Annotated in this window: 17 protein-coding genes; 13 read left to right on the forward strand and 4 right to left on the reverse strand. The window is 57.2% G+C overall.

All coding sequences use genetic code 11. The annotated features are described in order from the left end of the window. Window positions 1-841: 841 nt before the first annotated feature. From AC2CF9_RS16925 to ruvX, 7 genes are all read left to right on the forward strand, one after another. Window positions 842-2,236 carry a sugar porter family MFS transporter gene (locus tag AC2CF9_RS16925; protein WP_071668585.1) on the forward strand — a complete coding sequence of 465 codons (1,395 nt, stop codon included), beginning with the start codon at window positions 842-844 and terminating at the stop codon, window positions 2,234-2,236. A 98-nt stretch (window positions 2,237-2,334) separates the two neighbouring features. Continuing rightward, complete coding sequence (locus AC2CF9_RS16930; protein ID WP_150018549.1) at window positions 2,335-2,847, forward strand: SprT family zinc-dependent metalloprotease; 513 nt, start codon at window positions 2,335-2,337, stop codon at window positions 2,845-2,847. 79 nt (window positions 2,848-2,926) lie between these two features. Next, window positions 2,927-3,631 carry a deoxyribonuclease I gene (gene endA / locus AC2CF9_RS16935; RefSeq protein ID WP_484557524.1) on the forward strand — a complete coding sequence of 235 codons (705 nt, stop codon included), beginning with the start codon at window positions 2,927-2,929 and terminating at the stop codon, window positions 3,629-3,631. A 74-nt stretch (window positions 3,632-3,705) separates the two neighbouring features. Then, complete coding sequence (gene rsmE / locus AC2CF9_RS16940) at window positions 3,706-4,437, forward strand: 16S rRNA (uracil(1498)-N(3))-methyltransferase (protein WP_039380081.1); 732 nt, start codon at window positions 3,706-3,708, stop codon at window positions 4,435-4,437. 96 nt (window positions 4,438-4,533) lie between these two features. Continuing rightward, window positions 4,534-5,478 carry a glutathione synthase gene (gene gshB, locus AC2CF9_RS16945; protein ID WP_039380084.1) on the forward strand — a complete coding sequence of 315 codons (945 nt, stop codon included), beginning with the start codon at window positions 4,534-4,536 and terminating at the stop codon, window positions 5,476-5,478. An 86-nt stretch (window positions 5,479-5,564) separates the two neighbouring features. After that, window positions 5,565-6,128 carry a YqgE/AlgH family protein gene (locus AC2CF9_RS16950; RefSeq protein WP_150018517.1) on the forward strand — a complete coding sequence of 188 codons (564 nt, stop codon included), beginning with the start codon at window positions 5,565-5,567 and terminating at the stop codon, window positions 6,126-6,128. Beyond that, the gene (gene ruvX / locus AC2CF9_RS16955; protein WP_150018516.1) at window positions 6,128-6,544 is read left to right on the forward strand and encodes a Holliday junction resolvase RuvX; all 417 of its coding nucleotides are present in this window, start codon (window positions 6,128-6,130) and stop codon (window positions 6,542-6,544) included. Before AC2CF9_RS16950 ends, ruvX begins: the two co-directional genes overlap by 1 nt. A 108-nt stretch (window positions 6,545-6,652) precedes the next feature. Here ruvX and AC2CF9_RS16960 read toward each other — a convergent pair whose 3' ends face one another. Next, window positions 6,653-7,660 (reverse strand): type IV pilus twitching motility protein PilT, encoded by a 1,008-nt coding sequence (locus tag AC2CF9_RS16960; RefSeq protein ID WP_484557525.1) that lies wholly within the window; start codon window positions 7,658-7,660, stop codon window positions 6,653-6,655. Window positions 7,661-7,675: 15 nt separating this feature from the next. Between AC2CF9_RS16960 and AC2CF9_RS16965 the strand changes: the two genes are divergently transcribed. From AC2CF9_RS16965 to hemW, 4 genes are read left to right on the forward strand one after another with little or no spacing between them, the layout of a single operon-like run. Continuing rightward, window positions 7,676-8,383 carry a YggS family pyridoxal phosphate-dependent enzyme gene (locus tag AC2CF9_RS16965; RefSeq protein ID WP_150018514.1) on the forward strand — a complete coding sequence of 236 codons (708 nt, stop codon included), beginning with the start codon at window positions 7,676-7,678 and terminating at the stop codon, window positions 8,381-8,383. A 12-nt stretch (window positions 8,384-8,395) separates the two neighbouring features. Continuing rightward, window positions 8,396-8,950 (forward strand): YggT family protein, encoded by a 555-nt coding sequence (locus AC2CF9_RS16970; RefSeq protein WP_039380096.1) that lies wholly within the window; start codon window positions 8,396-8,398, stop codon window positions 8,948-8,950. A gap of 20 nt (window positions 8,951-8,970) precedes the next feature. Continuing rightward, window positions 8,971-9,564, forward strand: a complete 594-nt coding sequence (locus AC2CF9_RS16975) for an XTP/dITP diphosphatase (protein ID WP_484557526.1) — start codon at window positions 8,971-8,973, stop codon at window positions 9,562-9,564. Next, entirely contained in the window at window positions 9,557-10,687 is a 1,131-nt protein-coding gene (gene hemW, locus AC2CF9_RS16980) for a radical SAM family heme chaperone HemW (RefSeq protein ID WP_484557527.1), read from the forward strand. Before AC2CF9_RS16975 ends, hemW begins: the two co-directional genes overlap by 8 nt. Window positions 10,688-10,718: 31 nt before the next feature. Here the strand turns inward: hemW and AC2CF9_RS16985 are convergent, their stop codons facing one another. The 3 genes from AC2CF9_RS16985 to trmB all read right to left on the reverse strand — a co-directional run bounded on the left by AC2CF9_RS16985 (window position 10,719) and on the right by trmB (window position 12,817). Continuing rightward, window positions 10,719-11,432 carry a YggN family protein gene (locus AC2CF9_RS16985; RefSeq protein ID WP_150018511.1) on the reverse strand — a complete coding sequence of 238 codons (714 nt, stop codon included), beginning with the start codon at window positions 11,430-11,432 and terminating at the stop codon, window positions 10,719-10,721. A gap of 339 nt (window positions 11,433-11,771) precedes the next feature. Further along, a complete protein-coding gene (locus AC2CF9_RS16990; RefSeq protein WP_150018510.1) occupies window positions 11,772-12,098 on the reverse strand; it encodes a YggL family protein in 327 nt (108 codons plus the stop codon). After that, complete coding sequence (gene trmB, locus AC2CF9_RS16995; protein ID WP_039380104.1) at window positions 12,098-12,817, reverse strand: tRNA (guanosine(46)-N7)-methyltransferase TrmB; 720 nt, start codon at window positions 12,815-12,817, stop codon at window positions 12,098-12,100. Before trmB ends, AC2CF9_RS16990 begins: the two co-directional genes overlap by 1 nt. A 154-nt stretch (window positions 12,818-12,971) precedes the next feature. Between trmB and mutY the strand changes: the two genes are divergently transcribed. Both mutY and AC2CF9_RS17005 read left to right on the forward strand, forming a co-directional pair. After that, entirely contained in the window at window positions 12,972-14,057 is a 1,086-nt protein-coding gene (mutY, locus tag AC2CF9_RS17000; protein WP_150018509.1) for an A/G-specific adenine glycosylase, read from the forward strand. Beyond that, window positions 14,057-14,329: an oxidative damage protection protein gene (locus AC2CF9_RS17005; RefSeq protein ID WP_039380106.1), complete on the forward strand. Its 273-nt coding sequence runs from the start codon at window positions 14,057-14,059 to the stop codon at window positions 14,327-14,329. Before mutY ends, AC2CF9_RS17005 begins: the two co-directional genes overlap by 1 nt. Window positions 14,330-14,379 lie beyond the last annotated feature (50 nt).

Consider the following 14,379-nt stretch of genomic DNA (forward strand, 5'->3'; position numbering starts at 1 on the left):
CGCCGTTACAGGAGCGGCATTTATGCCGCCCTGGCTGCGTGGATCATCTGAACCAGGGGCGCATTAATGCGCCTCCTACGTATCGCGCCATTACAGGGGCGGCATTTATGCCGCCCTGGCTGCGTACATCTTCCGGACCAGGGGCGCATTAATGCGCCCCCTACGTACCGTGCCATTGTAGGGGCGCATTAATGCGCCCCCTACGTTCCGCGTCGTTAATCGTTGTGGTTGCGTGGATGATAGGTATTCACAGGGGCGGCATTTATGCCGCCCTGGTTGCGTACATCTTCCGGGCCAGGGGCGCATTAATGCGCCCCCTACGTTCCGCGCCATTAATCGCCTCGTCAACGTGGGTCATGTTTAACCGTAGGGGCGGCATTTATGCCGCCCTGGCTGCGTACATCTTCCGGACCAGGGGCGCATTAATGCGCCCCCTACGTGCATTCTGCCGGGTGAAATCCCGTGATATAGCTGGCTTCAGGCTTTCCCGGGCATAAAAATTTTCACTGGCTACACTCTTATGACCGCTGTGATAACAAAGTGTTAACGATTACATTCTAAAACTCTTTTTTAATCTGTAATTTAGAGATTTTTCAGCGTAGTCATCACTCTGAAAATGCGTTATTTTCAGCGTCGTCTGATAGGCAATATTTAAAGCGATGTCAGAAACTTGAAGGGTGCTATACCTTACTGGCGAAGAGACTGTTCCGGGCAAAAAATGCTGGATTACAGGGTTTCGGCGTGTGTAAGCGGTTACATTCGTGTGATCGCGCTCACTTTTTATCGTGTACAGGTCTCTTAGCATTAATAAAAAACAAGACAAATAACTTTCGGAGGCTTTATGCCTGGTAATACTCACAAAAGCAGAACCTCAAACAAGGCGATGACCCTGTTTGTCTGCTTTCTGGCGGCGTTAGCCGGCCTGCTGTTCGGGCTGGATATCGGTGTCATCGCAGGTGCCCTGCCCTTTATCGCTAAAGATTTCAACGTTACTGCCCACCAGCAGGAGTGGATTGTCAGCTCAATGATGTTTGGCGCGGCGGTTGGTGCAATCGGCAGCGGCTGGATGTCGTCACACCTGGGTCGCAAAAAGAGTCTGATGGCTGGCTCTGTGCTGTTTGTTATCGGTTCGCTGTGGTCCGCTATGGCGCCAAACCCGGAGATGCTGATTGCTGCCCGCGTAGTACTGGGCCTGGCAGTTGGCGTGGCTTCTTATACCGCTCCGCTCTATCTCTCTGAAATTGCACCAGAGAAAATCCGCGGCAGTATGATTTCGCTCTATCAGCTGATGATCACCATCGGTATTCTGGGCGCCTACCTCTCCGATACCGCGTTCAGCGCATCCGGAGAGTGGCGCTGGATGCTGGGCGTGATTACTATCCCTGCGGTTCTGCTGCTGGTTGGCGTCTTCTTCCTGCCAAACAGCCCGCGCTGGCTGGCTGCGAAAGGTAACTTCCGCGATGCGCAGCGCGTGCTGGATCGCCTGCGCGATACCAGCGAACAGGCAAAACGTGAGCTGGATGAGATCCGTGAGAGCCTGAAAGTAAAACAGTCTGGCTGGCAGCTGTTTCAGGGCAACAGCAACTTCCGTCGTGCGGTGTTCCTCGGCGTGCTGCTGCAGGTGATGCAGCAGTTCACCGGCATGAACGTCATTATGTATTACGCGCCGAAAATTTTTGAAATTGCCGGCTTCGCCAACACCACGCAGCAGATGTGGGGTACGGTGATTGTGGGTCTGGTCAACGTTCTGGCGACCTTTATCGCTATCGGCCTGGTCGATCGCTGGGGCCGTAAGCCGACGCTGGTGCTGGGCTTTATGGTCATGGCGGCCGGTATGGGCGTTCTCGGCACCATGCTGCACCTGGGCATCCACTCTCAGGGTGCACAGTACTTCGCCGTGGCGATGCTGCTGATGTTTATCATCGGCTTTGCCATGTCAGCCGGCCCGCTGATCTGGGTGCTTTGCTCTGAAATTCAGCCGCTGAAAGGACGCGATTTCGGGATTACCGTCTCAACCACCACGAACTGGATCGCCAACATGATCGTGGGCGCCACCTTCCTGACCATGCTGAACACGCTGGGCAACGCGCCGACCTTCTGGGTCTATGCCGGCCTGAACCTGTTCTTTATTGTGCTGACGCTGGTGCTGATCCCGGAGACCAAAAACGTCTCGCTGGAGCACATTGAGCGTAACCTGATGGCAGGTAAAAAACTGCGCGACATCGGTCAGCAGTAATGTTTTTCTGAGTGACAAGGGCTGCCTGCGGGCGGCCCTTTTTTATGAGCGCGACTGCCCGCTGCCGCGTCAGCGCAGCGTATGGTATGCTGCCCGCCATGAAAACTACCCGCGTACCTGTCGCCTGTCAGCAGGCGGTCATGCGATCGCTGCGGCACTTTTTGCAGCTCGCCGCACAGCGCCTTGAATACACCTTTGACGAACCCGCACTGCTCTACCAGCAGCGCGGCACTGCCGCAGGGACCGCCTGGCTGGAGAAGTGGGAGATTCGGCTGAATCCGGTGCTGCTGCAGGAGAATCTGCAGGCGTTCACCGACGAAGTTGTGCCGCATGAGCTGGCGCATCTGCTGGTGTGGAAGCGCTTCGGGCGCGTTGCGCCGCATGGCAAAGAGTGGAAGTGGATGATGGAGACGGTGCTCGGCGTGCCGGCACGCCGTACGCATCAGTTTGCCCTGAATTCGGTGCGCACTAACACCTTCACCTATCGCTGCAGCTGTCAGCAGCATCAGCTTACCGTGCGCCGGCATAATCGCGTGCTGCGCGGGGAGAGTGAATATCGCTGCGTTCGCTGTGGTTCACTGCTGCAGCCCGGCGAATTCAGTAGCATATAGCGCGCTAATCCCATTTCCCCGCTCCGGTCATTCTGCTACCCTGCCGCACTTTTTTGGGTATCGGGTAAATTTCTGGAATATGTCTCGCAAAACGCTGTTACTTCTTCCTCTGCTGCTGGCACCGCTTAGCGCGTACAGCCTCAGCTTCTCTTCGTTTCATCAGAATAATTTTCGCCAGGCAAAAGTGGTCGCATCGCAAATTAACGCGGATGCGCCCGATTTCTACTGCGGCTGCACGATCAACTGGCAGGGAAAAAAAGGCGTGCCCGATCTTAAAAGCTGCGGCTATAGCGTACGAAAAAACGCCAACCGCGCCAGGCGCATTGAGTGGGAACATGTGGTTCCGGCGTGGGAATTTGGCCATCAGCGCCAGTGCTGGCAGGAGGGAGGACGAAAAAACTGCGCCAAAGATCCGGTATATCGCCGTATAGAGAGCGATCTGCATAATCTTCAGCCCGCTATCGGCGAGGTTAACGGCGATCGCAATAATTTCCAGTACAGCCAGTGGAACGGCGGGGAGCAGCCTTACGGGCAGTGCGCGATGAAAGTCGACTTCAAACAGAAGCTGGCTGAACCGCCTGCCCGCGCGCGCGGCGCCATTGCACGCACCTACTTTTACATGCGCGATCGCTATCAGCTGCGCCTCTCCCGCCAGCAGACTCAGCTGTTCAGCGCCTGGGACAAGCTCTATCCGGTCAGCGTCTGGGAGTGCGAGCGCGACAGTCGTATTGCTCAGGTACAGGGAAATCACAACCCGTATGTACAGCGCGCTTGCCAGCGCTAAAAGCGCTACCCTAAACTAGCTTATTATTTTTGCGCCGCATCACGGGATGCGGCAATAACGCTGGCAGGAACCGCATGCGTATACCCCGCATTTATCACCCCGAACCGCTCTCTGTTGACAGTGAAATCTTTCTTGAAGATGACGCGGCTAACCACGTTGGCCGCGTGCTGCGCATGGGCGCCGGGCAGATGCTTGAACTGTTTGATGGCACTAATCTGACTTTTAACGCCGAAATCACCCAGGCGGATAAAAAGCGTGTAAAAGTAAGGGTTCTTAGCGGTCAGCCTGATGACCGGGAATCGCCCTTGCATTTACATCTGGGCCAGGTGATGTCGCGTGGTGAAAAAATGGAATTCACCATCCAGAAATCGATAGAGCTGGGCGTAAACGTGATTACGCCCTTGTTTTCTGAGCGCTGCGGCGTGAAGCTGGATGCAGAACGACTGGCAAAAAAGATCCAGCAGTGGCAGAAGATTGCTATCGCTGCCTGCGAGCAATGTGGCCGCAACCGCGTACCGCTGATTCGTGACGCGATGACGCTGGAAGCCTGGTGTGCCGAAGCTGATGAGGGCATCAGGCTGAATCTTCATCCACGCGCCAGCCACAGCATCAACACCCTGCCACAACCGGTTGAGCGGGTGCGGCTGCTGATTGGCCCTGAAGGGGGATTATCTGCTGAGGAGATCGCCATGACGGCGCAGCAGGGCTTTACGGATATATTACTGGGGCCACGCGTGCTGCGCACGGAAACCACTGCCCTCACCGCTATAACGGCACTTCAGGTGAGGTTTGGCGATCTCGGTTAAGGGATAATTCGGGCCGTAAAAGAGACGCAGACTACTACACAGCACGACGCTTTCGCATGGAAGGACGTCGCTGATATCCCCTCTGAGGAGAGAATAATGATTAAGCTTGGCATTGTGATGGACCCGATTTCGTCTATCAATATTAAAAAAGACACCAGCTTCGCCATGTTGCTGGAAGCACAGCGTCGTGGCTACGAAATTCATTACATGGAGATGGGCGACCTCTCTCTGCGCGGCGGCGTCACCTACGCCCGTACGCGTCTGCTGAGCGTGGAGCAAAACGCTTCACAGTGGTATGAGTTTGGCAGCGAGCAGACTATCCCGCTGGCCGATCTCAACGTTGTGTTGATGCGTAAAGATCCGCCTTTTGACACCGAATTTATCTACGCGACCTATCTGCTGGAGCGGGCTGAAGAGCAGGGTACGCTGATTGTAAACAAGCCGCAGAGCCTGCGCGATTGTAACGAAAAGCTCTATACTGCATGGTTTGCGGATCTGACGCCGGATACGCTGGTCACCCGTAATAAAGAGCAGCTGCGCGCTTTCTGGCAGGAGCATGGTGATGTCATTCTGAAACCGCTCGACGGCATGGGTGGCGCATCCATTTTCCGCGTTAAGCAGGATGACGCAAACTTTGGCGTGATCACAGAAACCCTGACCAATCACGGCCAGTTCTTCTGCATGGCGCAAAATTATCTGCCGGCGATTAAAGAGGGCGATAAACGCGTTCTGGTCGTCGATGGCGAGCCGGTGCCTTACTGCCTGGCGCGTATTCCGCAGGGCGGCGAAACCCGCGGCAATCTTGCAGCGGGTGGTCGCGGCGAAGCACGTCCGCTTTCTGACAGCGACTGGGAAATCGCACGGCGCGTCGGTCCCACGCTGAAAGCGAAGGGGCTGATTTTTGTTGGCCTGGATATCATCGGTGATAAACTTACTGAAGTGAATGTCACCAGCCCAACCTGCGTACGGGAAATTGAAGCGGCGTTCCCGATTTCAGTTACCGGTATGCTGATGGACGCAATCGAAAAACGTCTGGGCTGAGGACGCAGCCGGAGTGCAAACTCCCTAACCCCTTTGATACCGGCGCTGCCGCACTGGCGCCGGTTCTCTTCGGTAAATGAGTGACAATGAATTTACAGCATCATTTTTTGATAGCGATGCCCTCTCTGCAGGATCCTCTGTTCAAGCGCTCGGTTGTCTATATCTGCGAGCATAATGAAGAGGGTGCGATGGGTTTGATTATTAATAAACCGATGGAGAACCTGACGGTAGAGGGTATTCTGAAGAAGCTCAAGATCACGCCGTCAGAGCGCGATCCGGCGATTAAGCTTGATAAACCGGTGTTTGCCGGCGGCCCGCTGGCGGAAGATCGCGGTTTTATTCTGCACTCTGCGCAGCATACCTATGCCTCCAGTATTCGCATCTCAGACAATACCGTGATTACTACCTCGCGCGATGTGCTGGAAGCGATCGGCACTGCTCAGCAGCCGGAGAATGTGCTGGTCGCACTCGGCTACTGCGCCTGGGAAAAAGATCAGCTGGAGAACGAGCTGCTGGAGAACGCCTGGCTTACGACCCCGGCCGACACGCATATTTTGTTCCAGACGCCGATTGCCGAACGCTGGCGCGAAGCCGCCCGCAGCATGGGTGTCGATATTCATAACATGACCAGTGATGCGGGACACGCCTGATGCAGAATGCAACGCTGCTCGGCTTTGATTTTGGCACCAAAAGCATCGGTGTTGCCGTGGGTCAGCAGCTCACCGGCACCGCGCGTCCGCTGACAGCGCTGAAAGCTCAGGAAGGCACGCCAGACTGGAACCTGATTGAGAAACTGCTGAAGGAGTGGCAGCCTGACTACGTGGTGGTCGGCCTGCCGCTGAATATGGACGGCACCGAACAGCCGCTGACAGCCCGCGCACGCAAGTTTGCGAGTCGTCTGCACGGCCGCTTTGGCGTACGCGTTGAGCTGCAGGATGAGCGCCTGAGTACCGTTGAGGCGCGCGCCGATCTCTTTGAGCGCGGCGGCTTTCGTGCGCTGCAGAAAGGACAGGTAGACTCACAGTCGGCCGTGATTATTCTGCAGGACTGGTTCGAAACCCACTGACGCTGCAAGCGGCATAAACGCGACAAAGCTCGCTCCGGTCAACAGGTGTAGCCGATGCCGGGAGCGGGCCGGGCGCACAGCTGCAGCATTGTTTCTGCCTCAGGTCCGCTATCCGCTTGCCTGGTCAATAATGCCCTCCGCGCGGCGTGCCTGTTCACTCTGCGCAAAGGTCTGCATGCCATGCTGCGCGCCGGTCTGCAGCACGCCCGGCAGCTGATGTCCTTTACCTTCACGGATCAGGCTGGCTACCGCAGGCGTGGCGATCAGCACCTCATACAGCGCAACGCGTCCGCCCGCTTTCGCTGCCACCAGCCGCTGTGCCACTACCGCTTTCAGACTGCCCGCCAGCTGCGTGCGCACCAGGTTTTTCTCTTCAGCCGGAAAGACATCAACCAGACGATCAACCGCCTGTGCCGCGCTGCGGGTATGCAGCGTAGCGAGCACCAGATGCCCGGTCTCAGCGGCGGTCAGGGCTAAACGGATTGTCTCGCTGTCGCGCAGTTCGCCCAGCAGAATAACGTCGGGATCTTCACGCAGCGCCGCTCTCAGCCCGTGCTGAAAAGAGAGGCAGTGCGTCCCCACTTCACGCTGCTGAATCAGCGAACGCTGACTCCGGTGCACAAACTCGATCGGATCTTCCAGGGTAATGATATGCCGCGCCTGCTGCTGGTTCAGCGCCTGTACCAGTGCAGCCAGCGTTGTCGACTTGCCGCTGCCGGTTGCGCCGCTAATCAGAACCAGCCCCTCCTGCAGCTGCAGAAGCTGCTGCACGGCCGGCGGCAGGCGCAGCTGCGCCAGCGGCGGGATCGTCTGCGCAATCAGCCGCAGCGCCAGTGATAATCCGTGCCGCTGGGTGAAAAGATTGGCACGCAGCCGTACGCCGCTGCTGAGCGTCAGGGCAAAGTCAGCCTGTCCGGTGACGTCAAGCTCCGACTGCTGCGCAGTACTGAGAAACCGCGAAGCAAACGTCTCCAGCCACGCAGATGGCAGCGGCGGCTGCTGCGGCACCGGCTCCAGCGCACCCTGCCGCCGCCAGTGCGGTAAATGTCCGCTGCACAGGTGCAGATCGGCGGCGTTATGCTTTACACTAAGGGCCACAATTTCATCTAAATCCATTTATTTCTCCTGACTATGACTTCCATTGAGCACAACTTACATCAGGTACGCGACCGTATCGCTGCCGCTGCCGTGCGTTGCGGCCGGGCGCCAGAAGAGATTACGTTGCTTGCAGTAAGCAAAACCAAACCTGCGAGCGCTGTCGCAGAAGCGGTTGCCGCCGGGCAGCGCGCGTTTGGTGAAAACTACGTGCAGGAAGGGGTGGAAAAGATCGCGGCGCTGACGACGGAAGGCGATCTGCAGTGGCACTTTATCGGTCCGCTGCAATCCAATAAAAGCCGTCTGGTAGCAGAACATTTTGCCTGGTGTCACACCGTTGATCGCCTGCGTATTGCGCAGCGGCTTAACGACCAGCGTCCGGCGCACTTACCGCCGCTGAACGTGTTAATTCAGGTAAATATCAGTGACGAAAACAGTAAATCTGGCATCATGCTGGAGGCTGTTCCGGCGCTGGCCGCCGCTATCGCCGCTCTGCCCCGCCTGAGCCTGCGCGGCCTGATGGCGATTCCGGCTCCCGAGCAGGATTATGCACGCCAGCTGGCCGTCTGCCAGCAGATGGCCAGTGCGTTTCATGCCCTGCAGCGCGACTACCCGGCCATTGATACGCTTTCACTGGGCATGAGCGACGATATGGAAGCGGCAATCGCGGCCGGCAGCACTATGGTAAGAATTGGCACCGCCCTGTTTGGCGCGCGGGATTATGCGCGACCTTCACAACAATAACTGAGGAACTCCATGTTAACACTGACGTTTTTAGTCAAAACGCTGATCGATCTCTACGTCATGGTACTGCTGCTGCGTATCTGGATGCAGTGGTCACGCTGCGACTTCTACAATCCGCTGGCGCAGTTTGTGGTGAAGATTACGCAGCCGGTGATCAAACCGCTGCGTCGCGTGCTGCCCGCTATCGGCCCCATCGATACCGCCTCGCTGCTGCTGGCGTTTGTGCTGACTACGCTGAAGTACCCGATTCTGCTGCTGATTCAGGTTGGCGCCTTCTCGGTTGATCCCACCAATCTGCTGGTAGGACTGCTGTCGCTGCTGAAGTCAGCCGGTAATCTGGTGTTCTGGGTCATTATCATCCGCTCGCTGATGAGCTGGATCAGCCAGGGACGCGGGCCGCTGGATCACGTGCTGATACAGCTTACTGAACCGCTGATGGCACCTATTCGCCGTATGCTGCCCGCTATGGGCGGTATCGACTTCTCCGCCATGATTGTCATTCTGGTGCTCTATGCGCTGAATTTCCTTGGCATGGACCTGTTCCCGGGTCTCTGGTATCTGCTGTAATTCGTTAATCTGGAACTGTTATGCAAAAAGTTGTTCTCGCAACCGGTAATCCGGGCAAAGTTCGCGAACTGGCCGATCTGCTCGCTGATTTCGGTCTGGATATCGTGGCGCAAACGGAGCTTGGCGTGGAGTCAGCCGAAGAGACCGGTCTGACCTTCATTGAAAATGCGCTGCTTAAAGCGCGTCACGCGGCGCAGATAACCGGCCTGCCGGCTATCGCGGATGATTCCGGTCTGGCGGTAGATGCGCTGGGCGGCGCGCCCGGCATCTACTCCGCACGCTATGCTGGCGCAGAAGCCAGCGACCAGCAAAATCTGGAGAAGCTGCTGCTGGCGCTGGAAAATGTGCCGGATGGCGCGCGTCAGGCGCAGTTTCACTGTGTGCTGGTCTATGTGCGGCACGCCGCTGACCCGGTGCCGCTGGTGTTTCACGGCAGCTGGGCGGGCGAAATTACCCGTACGGCGGCCGGTGAAGACGGCTTTGGCTACGATCCCATCTTCTTTGTACCGGAAGCGGGTAAAACCGCCGCTGAACTGAGCAAAGATGAGAAGCGTGCCCTCTCCCACCGGGGTAAAGCGTTAACGCTGCTGCTGGATGCGATGCGCAATGGCTGATTTACCGCCGCTAAGCCTCTACATCCATATTCCATGGTGCGTACAGAAGTGCCCCTACTGCGACTTCAACTCACACGCGCTGAAAGGCGAAGTCCCGCATCTGGAGTATGTACAGCACCTGCTGCAGGATCTTGAGCAGGACCTGCCTCTGACCGCCGGACGCGAGGTACGCACGATCTTTATTGGCGGCGGCACGCCAAGCCTGCTGAGCAGTCACGCGATGCAGACGCTGATGGATGGCGTACGGGCGCGCCTGCCGCTGGCGGCTGATGCGGAGATCACTATGGAAGCGAATCCCGGCACGGTCGAAGCCGATCGCTTCAGCGGCTACCAGGCTGCGGGGATCAATCGCATTTCCATCGGCGTGCAGAGTTTCAGTCCGCAGAAGCTGGAGCGGCTGGGGCGTATTCATGGACCGCAGGAGGCGAAACGCGCCGCTGAACTGGCCGCCGCGCTCGGGCTGCGCAGTTTTAATCTGGATCTGATGCATGGCCTGCCTGACCAGTCGCTGGAAGAGGCGCTGGACGATCTCCGTCAGGCGATCGCGCTTAACCCGCCGCATCTCTCCTGGTATCAGCTGACCATTGAGCCCAACACGCTGTTTGGTTCACGACCACCGCAGCTGCCGGATGATGATGCGCTGTGGGATATCTACGAGCAGGGGCACCAGCTGCTGACGGCTGCCGGCTATCAGCAGTATGAAACCTCAGCCTACGCGAAGCCGGGCTATCGCTGTGAGCACAATCTCAACTACTGGCGCTTCGGTGATTATCTCGGTATCGGCTGCGGGGCGCACGGTAAGCTGACGCAGGCGGATGGCCGCATTGTGCGGACGGTAAAAACCCGTCATCCACGCGGCTTTATGAAGGGCAACTACCTCGATAAGCAGCATGACGTAGCGAACGAAGATAAGCCGTTTGAGTTCTTTATGAACCGGTTCCGCCTGCTGGAAGCGGCGCCGCGCGCGGAGTTTCAGCGCTATACCGGGCTGGATGAGCAGGCAATTCGCCCGCAGATGGAGCAGGCTATCGCCGCAGGTTATGTCACTGAAAGCGCCAGCGAGTGGCAGATCACCGAGAAAGGCAAACTGTTCCTGAATTCGTTGCTGGAACTGTTTATGTAATCAGAGCGGCCCGGTGGCCGCTCTTTTTTTGCTAGTTAATACGCTTCACCAGCGTTTTACGCTGGTTTTCCAGCGCGATGACCCGGTTGCAGACCTCATGGCCAAAGTTCTGGAAATCGCGCTCCTGATTATTCCATTCAGTCTGAATCGACTGCTGCAGACCGCCCAGATTGCCCATCAGCGCCTGCAGCGGATTACTGCCGCTGGTCGCCTGCTGCGTGCCCATCTCATTCAGGCTATCCTGCAGTACGCCGCCCAGCGTGCTCTGTACCAGCTTCTGCCCGTCAGCGCGCACCTGGTTTATCGCCTGGTGGTGAAACGTCAGGCCATCCTGGCGCTGCTCAATGATGCGATTCATCTGCTGCTTCAGCTGGCCATCCAGCGTGGTCAGACGGTTGCGCACGTTGCTGTCGCTGCCCAGTTTTTCAACGATCACTTTATCCAGTGCGGCACGCCCGCGTTCGAGGCGCGTTTTAGCGCCGTTGCTGACCCACGGCAAATCGCGACGCAGCGCGCTCTGGTAATCAATCGCCTGCTGACGTGCCGCGTTATCAACGGTAATCTTTTTGCCGTTAAAGGTGACATCACCCTGTGGAGTCATCGTGAGATTGCCGTTGCTGCCGACAACCTGAACGCTTTGCGGGGTGATCACCACATCATCCTGCGGATTAACGCTGCACTGGTAGTCAGCGTGTGCCTGCGCTGCCGTCAGCAGTAGCGCGGCGAACAGAGCCTTACGAATCATGGGATCTCCTGAATGTGCTGTGCGGGGTAGATATTGTGCGGCCAATGGCGCGGTCGCTATTAATGGCGACCCTGCGGCACATTGCATCACAGGGGGCGCATTAATGCGCCCCTGGCGCGGTGTTTAAACGGGCGCCATGAATGGCGCCCCTACAGATTTTCGTACCGGCGCGGTATTTCAACGGGCGCCATAAAGGGCGCCCCTACAGATTTTCGTACCGGCGCGGTATTTCAACGGCGACCCGGCGGCACATTACACCGTAGGGGGCGCATTAATGCGCCCCTGGCGCAGTACATTACAGGTCGCGCCGTCATGCGCACCCGAATGTCGCACTACAACTTAGTCCCACCAGACGTCAAAGAGTTCCGTTATCTGGATATCAGATAATTCACGCCCTTCCAGCCACTTGCGCACCAGTTCACGATGCTCATCGGTGCACTTTCCGGTCTGCTGCATGCAGACCAGACCTTCCCACACCAGATAACCGCTGCCGTCATAGGCCAGACCGTTTGGATCGATCACCTCTGTAATAAACTGATCCAGCGTGGCATCAATCTGCTCTTCGGTGGTTCCGTCGGCAAAACGCCATGCTACGGAGAAACCCAGCTCCTGAAACTCATCAATATGCAGTTTCTTACGTAAACGACGACTACGCTGTACGGCCATTATTTTACCCTCTCAAACATCAGATCCCACACGCCATGGCCCAGTCGCTGCCCGCGCTGCTCAAATTTAGTCAACGGACGCGTCTCGGGACGCGGCACGTAATCCTGGGTGGCTGACTGATTAACGTAACCCGCTACGCTGTTCATCACCTCCAGCATATGGGTCGCGTAATCTTCCCAGTCGGTGGCCATATGGAACACGCCGCCAAGCTTCAGCTTGCGATGCACCAGTTCAGCAAACGGCGCCTGCACGATACGGCGTTTATTATGACGCGCTTTGTGCCACGGATCCGGGAAGAAAAGCTGCACCATACGCAGAGAGTTATCCGGGATCATATGCTCCAGCACTTCTACCGCGTCATGGCACATAACCCGCAGATTCTCCACGCCCGCTTCTTTCGCCGATGCCAGGCAGGCACCTACGCCCGGCGCATGCACTTCAATGCCCAGGAAGTTCTGCTGCGGATTATTTTGCGCCATGGTGACCAGCGAGGCGCCCATACCAAAACCGATCTCCAGCACCAGCGGTGCGTCGCGCCCGAACAGCGCGGTCATGTCCAGCGGCGCGGGCTGATACTCCACGCCCATCACCGGCCAGTATTGATCCAGCGCGAGCTGTTGGCCTTTCGTTAACCGCCCCTGGCGGCGTACGAAGCTGCGGATACGGCGCAGCGGCCGCCCGTTTTCATCAAATTCCGGAGTGATGACGTCATTTATCATGTTGAAGCCTGCTGGTTAGCCTGTTCGGGGAAACGGGCATTATGCAAAGTTAAAGGTCAGAAGCAAGCCTTTGCAATCTTCCGGTTTACACCCCTGACGCTCTGTGCTGCAATTCCTGCCTGATTGTAGAGTAAACACGGAAAATTTCCTTCATATGATGCAGGCGTCGCAATTCGCGCAACAGGTGCTCAGGTGGTATGACCGCTTTGGCCGCAAAACGCTGCCGTGGCAGCTGGAAAAGACGCCCTATAAAGTGTGGCTTTCCGAGGTCATGCTGCAGCAGACGCAGGTTGCCACGGTTATTCCCTATTTTGACCGTTTTATGGCGCGCTTCCCCACCGTACGCGATCTTGCTGCCGCGCCGCTGGATGAGGTTCTGCATCTCTGGACCGGACTCGGCTACTATGCGCGGGCACGCAACCTGCATAAAGCGGCTAAACAGGTCGTGGATCAGCACGGCGGCGAGTTCCCGCCCGACTTCACGGCGATTGCTGCCCTGCCGGGCGTAGGCCGCTCAACCGCCGGAGCGATCCTGTCACTGTCGCTTGGCCTGCACTTTCCGATTCTGGATGGCAACGTCAAACGCGTGCTGGCGCGCTGCTACGCCATCGGCGGCTGGCCTGGCAAAAAAGAGGTTGAAAAGCAGCTGTGGCAGATCAGCGAAACGGTGACGCCGGCGCAGGGCGTCAGCCAGTTTAATCAGGCGATGATGGATCTGGGTGCGCTGGTCTGCACCCGTTCGCGGCCAAAGTGCGAAATCTGCCCGCTCAATAGCGGCTGCGAAGCGTATGCCACCCAGCGCTGGGCTGACTATCCGGGCAAAAAGCCCAAAGTCACTCTGCCGGTGCGCAGCGGCTGGTTTTTACTGATGCAGGATGGCGATAATGTCTGGCTGGCGCAGCGTCCACCCACGGGACTGTGGGGCGGCCTCTACTGCTTTCCGCAGTTCAGCAGCGAGGATGCACTGCGGGAGTGGCTGACACAGCACGGTATTAGCGGCGACCTGCAGCAGCTGACGGCATTTCGCCACACCTTTAGCCATTTCCATCTGGATATTGTGCCGATGTGGCTGGCAGAGCCATCCGCCGGGTCGCTGATGGATGAAGCGGGCGGTCTCTGGTATAACTTAGCGCAACCACCGTCAGTGGGCCTTGCTGCCCCGGTAGAGCGTTTACTGCATGAATTACGCCATCCGCAGCAGCTGTCACTGTCATCGCGCGCGATCGAAGAGGAAGAGTAATGAGCCGCACCATTTTTTGTACCTATCTGCAACGTGACGCTGAAGGCCAGGACTTTCAGCTCTATCCCGGCGAGCTGGGCAAGCGCATTTATAATGAGATTTCTAAAGAAGCCTGGCAGCAGTGGATGTCGAAACAGACCATGTTGATCAACGAGAAAAAGCTCAACATGATGAATCCGGAAGATCGCAAAGTGCTGGAAAAGGAGATGGTCAATTTCCTGTTTGAAGGCAAAGATGTGCATATCGAAGGTTTTACCCCGCCAGAAAAATAACCGTTCCGGGCCTTCCTTTGAGGCCCGCTTTTTTGAGTCAGGCACAGATT

It is taken from the genome of Pantoea sp. SYBGC1, assembly GCF_057197005.1.

What these genes read in the sequence shown, in the direction of transcription:
- AC2CF9_RS16965 (WP_150018514.1), top strand. Translation starts at nt 7,676, where the DNA reads ATGACTTCCATTGAGCACAACTTACATCAGGTACGCGACCGTATCGCT.
- AC2CF9_RS16960 (WP_484557525.1), bottom strand. Translation starts at nt 7,660, where the DNA reads ATGGATTTAGATGAAATTGTGGCCCTTAGTGTAAAGCATAACGCCGCC.
- AC2CF9_RS16930 (WP_150018549.1), top strand. Translation starts at nt 2,335, where the DNA reads ATGAAAACTACCCGCGTACCTGTCGCCTGTCAGCAGGCGGTCATGCGA.
- gshB (WP_039380084.1), top strand. Translation starts at nt 4,534, where the DNA reads ATGATTAAGCTTGGCATTGTGATGGACCCGATTTCGTCTATCAATATT.
- AC2CF9_RS16925 (WP_071668585.1), top strand. Translation starts at nt 842, where the DNA reads ATGCCTGGTAATACTCACAAAAGCAGAACCTCAAACAAGGCGATGACC.
- mutY (WP_150018509.1), top strand. Translation starts at nt 12,972, where the DNA reads ATGATGCAGGCGTCGCAATTCGCGCAACAGGTGCTCAGGTGGTATGAC.
- AC2CF9_RS17005 (WP_039380106.1), top strand. Translation starts at nt 14,057, where the DNA reads ATGAGCCGCACCATTTTTTGTACCTATCTGCAACGTGACGCTGAAGGC.
- AC2CF9_RS16970 (WP_039380096.1), top strand. Translation starts at nt 8,396, where the DNA reads ATGTTAACACTGACGTTTTTAGTCAAAACGCTGATCGATCTCTACGTC.
- ruvX (WP_150018516.1), top strand. Translation starts at nt 6,128, where the DNA reads ATGCAGAATGCAACGCTGCTCGGCTTTGATTTTGGCACCAAAAGCATC.
- endA (WP_484557524.1), top strand. Translation starts at nt 2,927, where the DNA reads ATGTCTCGCAAAACGCTGTTACTTCTTCCTCTGCTGCTGGCACCGCTT.
- hemW (WP_484557527.1), top strand. Translation starts at nt 9,557, where the DNA reads ATGGCTGATTTACCGCCGCTAAGCCTCTACATCCATATTCCATGGTGC.
- trmB (WP_039380104.1), bottom strand. Translation starts at nt 12,817, where the DNA reads ATGATAAATGACGTCATCACTCCGGAATTTGATGAAAACGGGCGGCCG.
- AC2CF9_RS16990 (WP_150018510.1), bottom strand. Translation starts at nt 12,098, where the DNA reads ATGGCCGTACAGCGTAGTCGTCGTTTACGTAAGAAACTGCATATTGAT.
- AC2CF9_RS16975 (WP_484557526.1), top strand. Translation starts at nt 8,971, where the DNA reads ATGCAAAAAGTTGTTCTCGCAACCGGTAATCCGGGCAAAGTTCGCGAA.
- AC2CF9_RS16950 (WP_150018517.1), top strand. Translation starts at nt 5,565, where the DNA reads ATGAATTTACAGCATCATTTTTTGATAGCGATGCCCTCTCTGCAGGAT.
- AC2CF9_RS16985 (WP_150018511.1), bottom strand. Translation starts at nt 11,432, where the DNA reads ATGATTCGTAAGGCTCTGTTCGCCGCGCTACTGCTGACGGCAGCGCAG.
- rsmE (WP_039380081.1), top strand. Translation starts at nt 3,706, where the DNA reads ATGCGTATACCCCGCATTTATCACCCCGAACCGCTCTCTGTTGACAGT.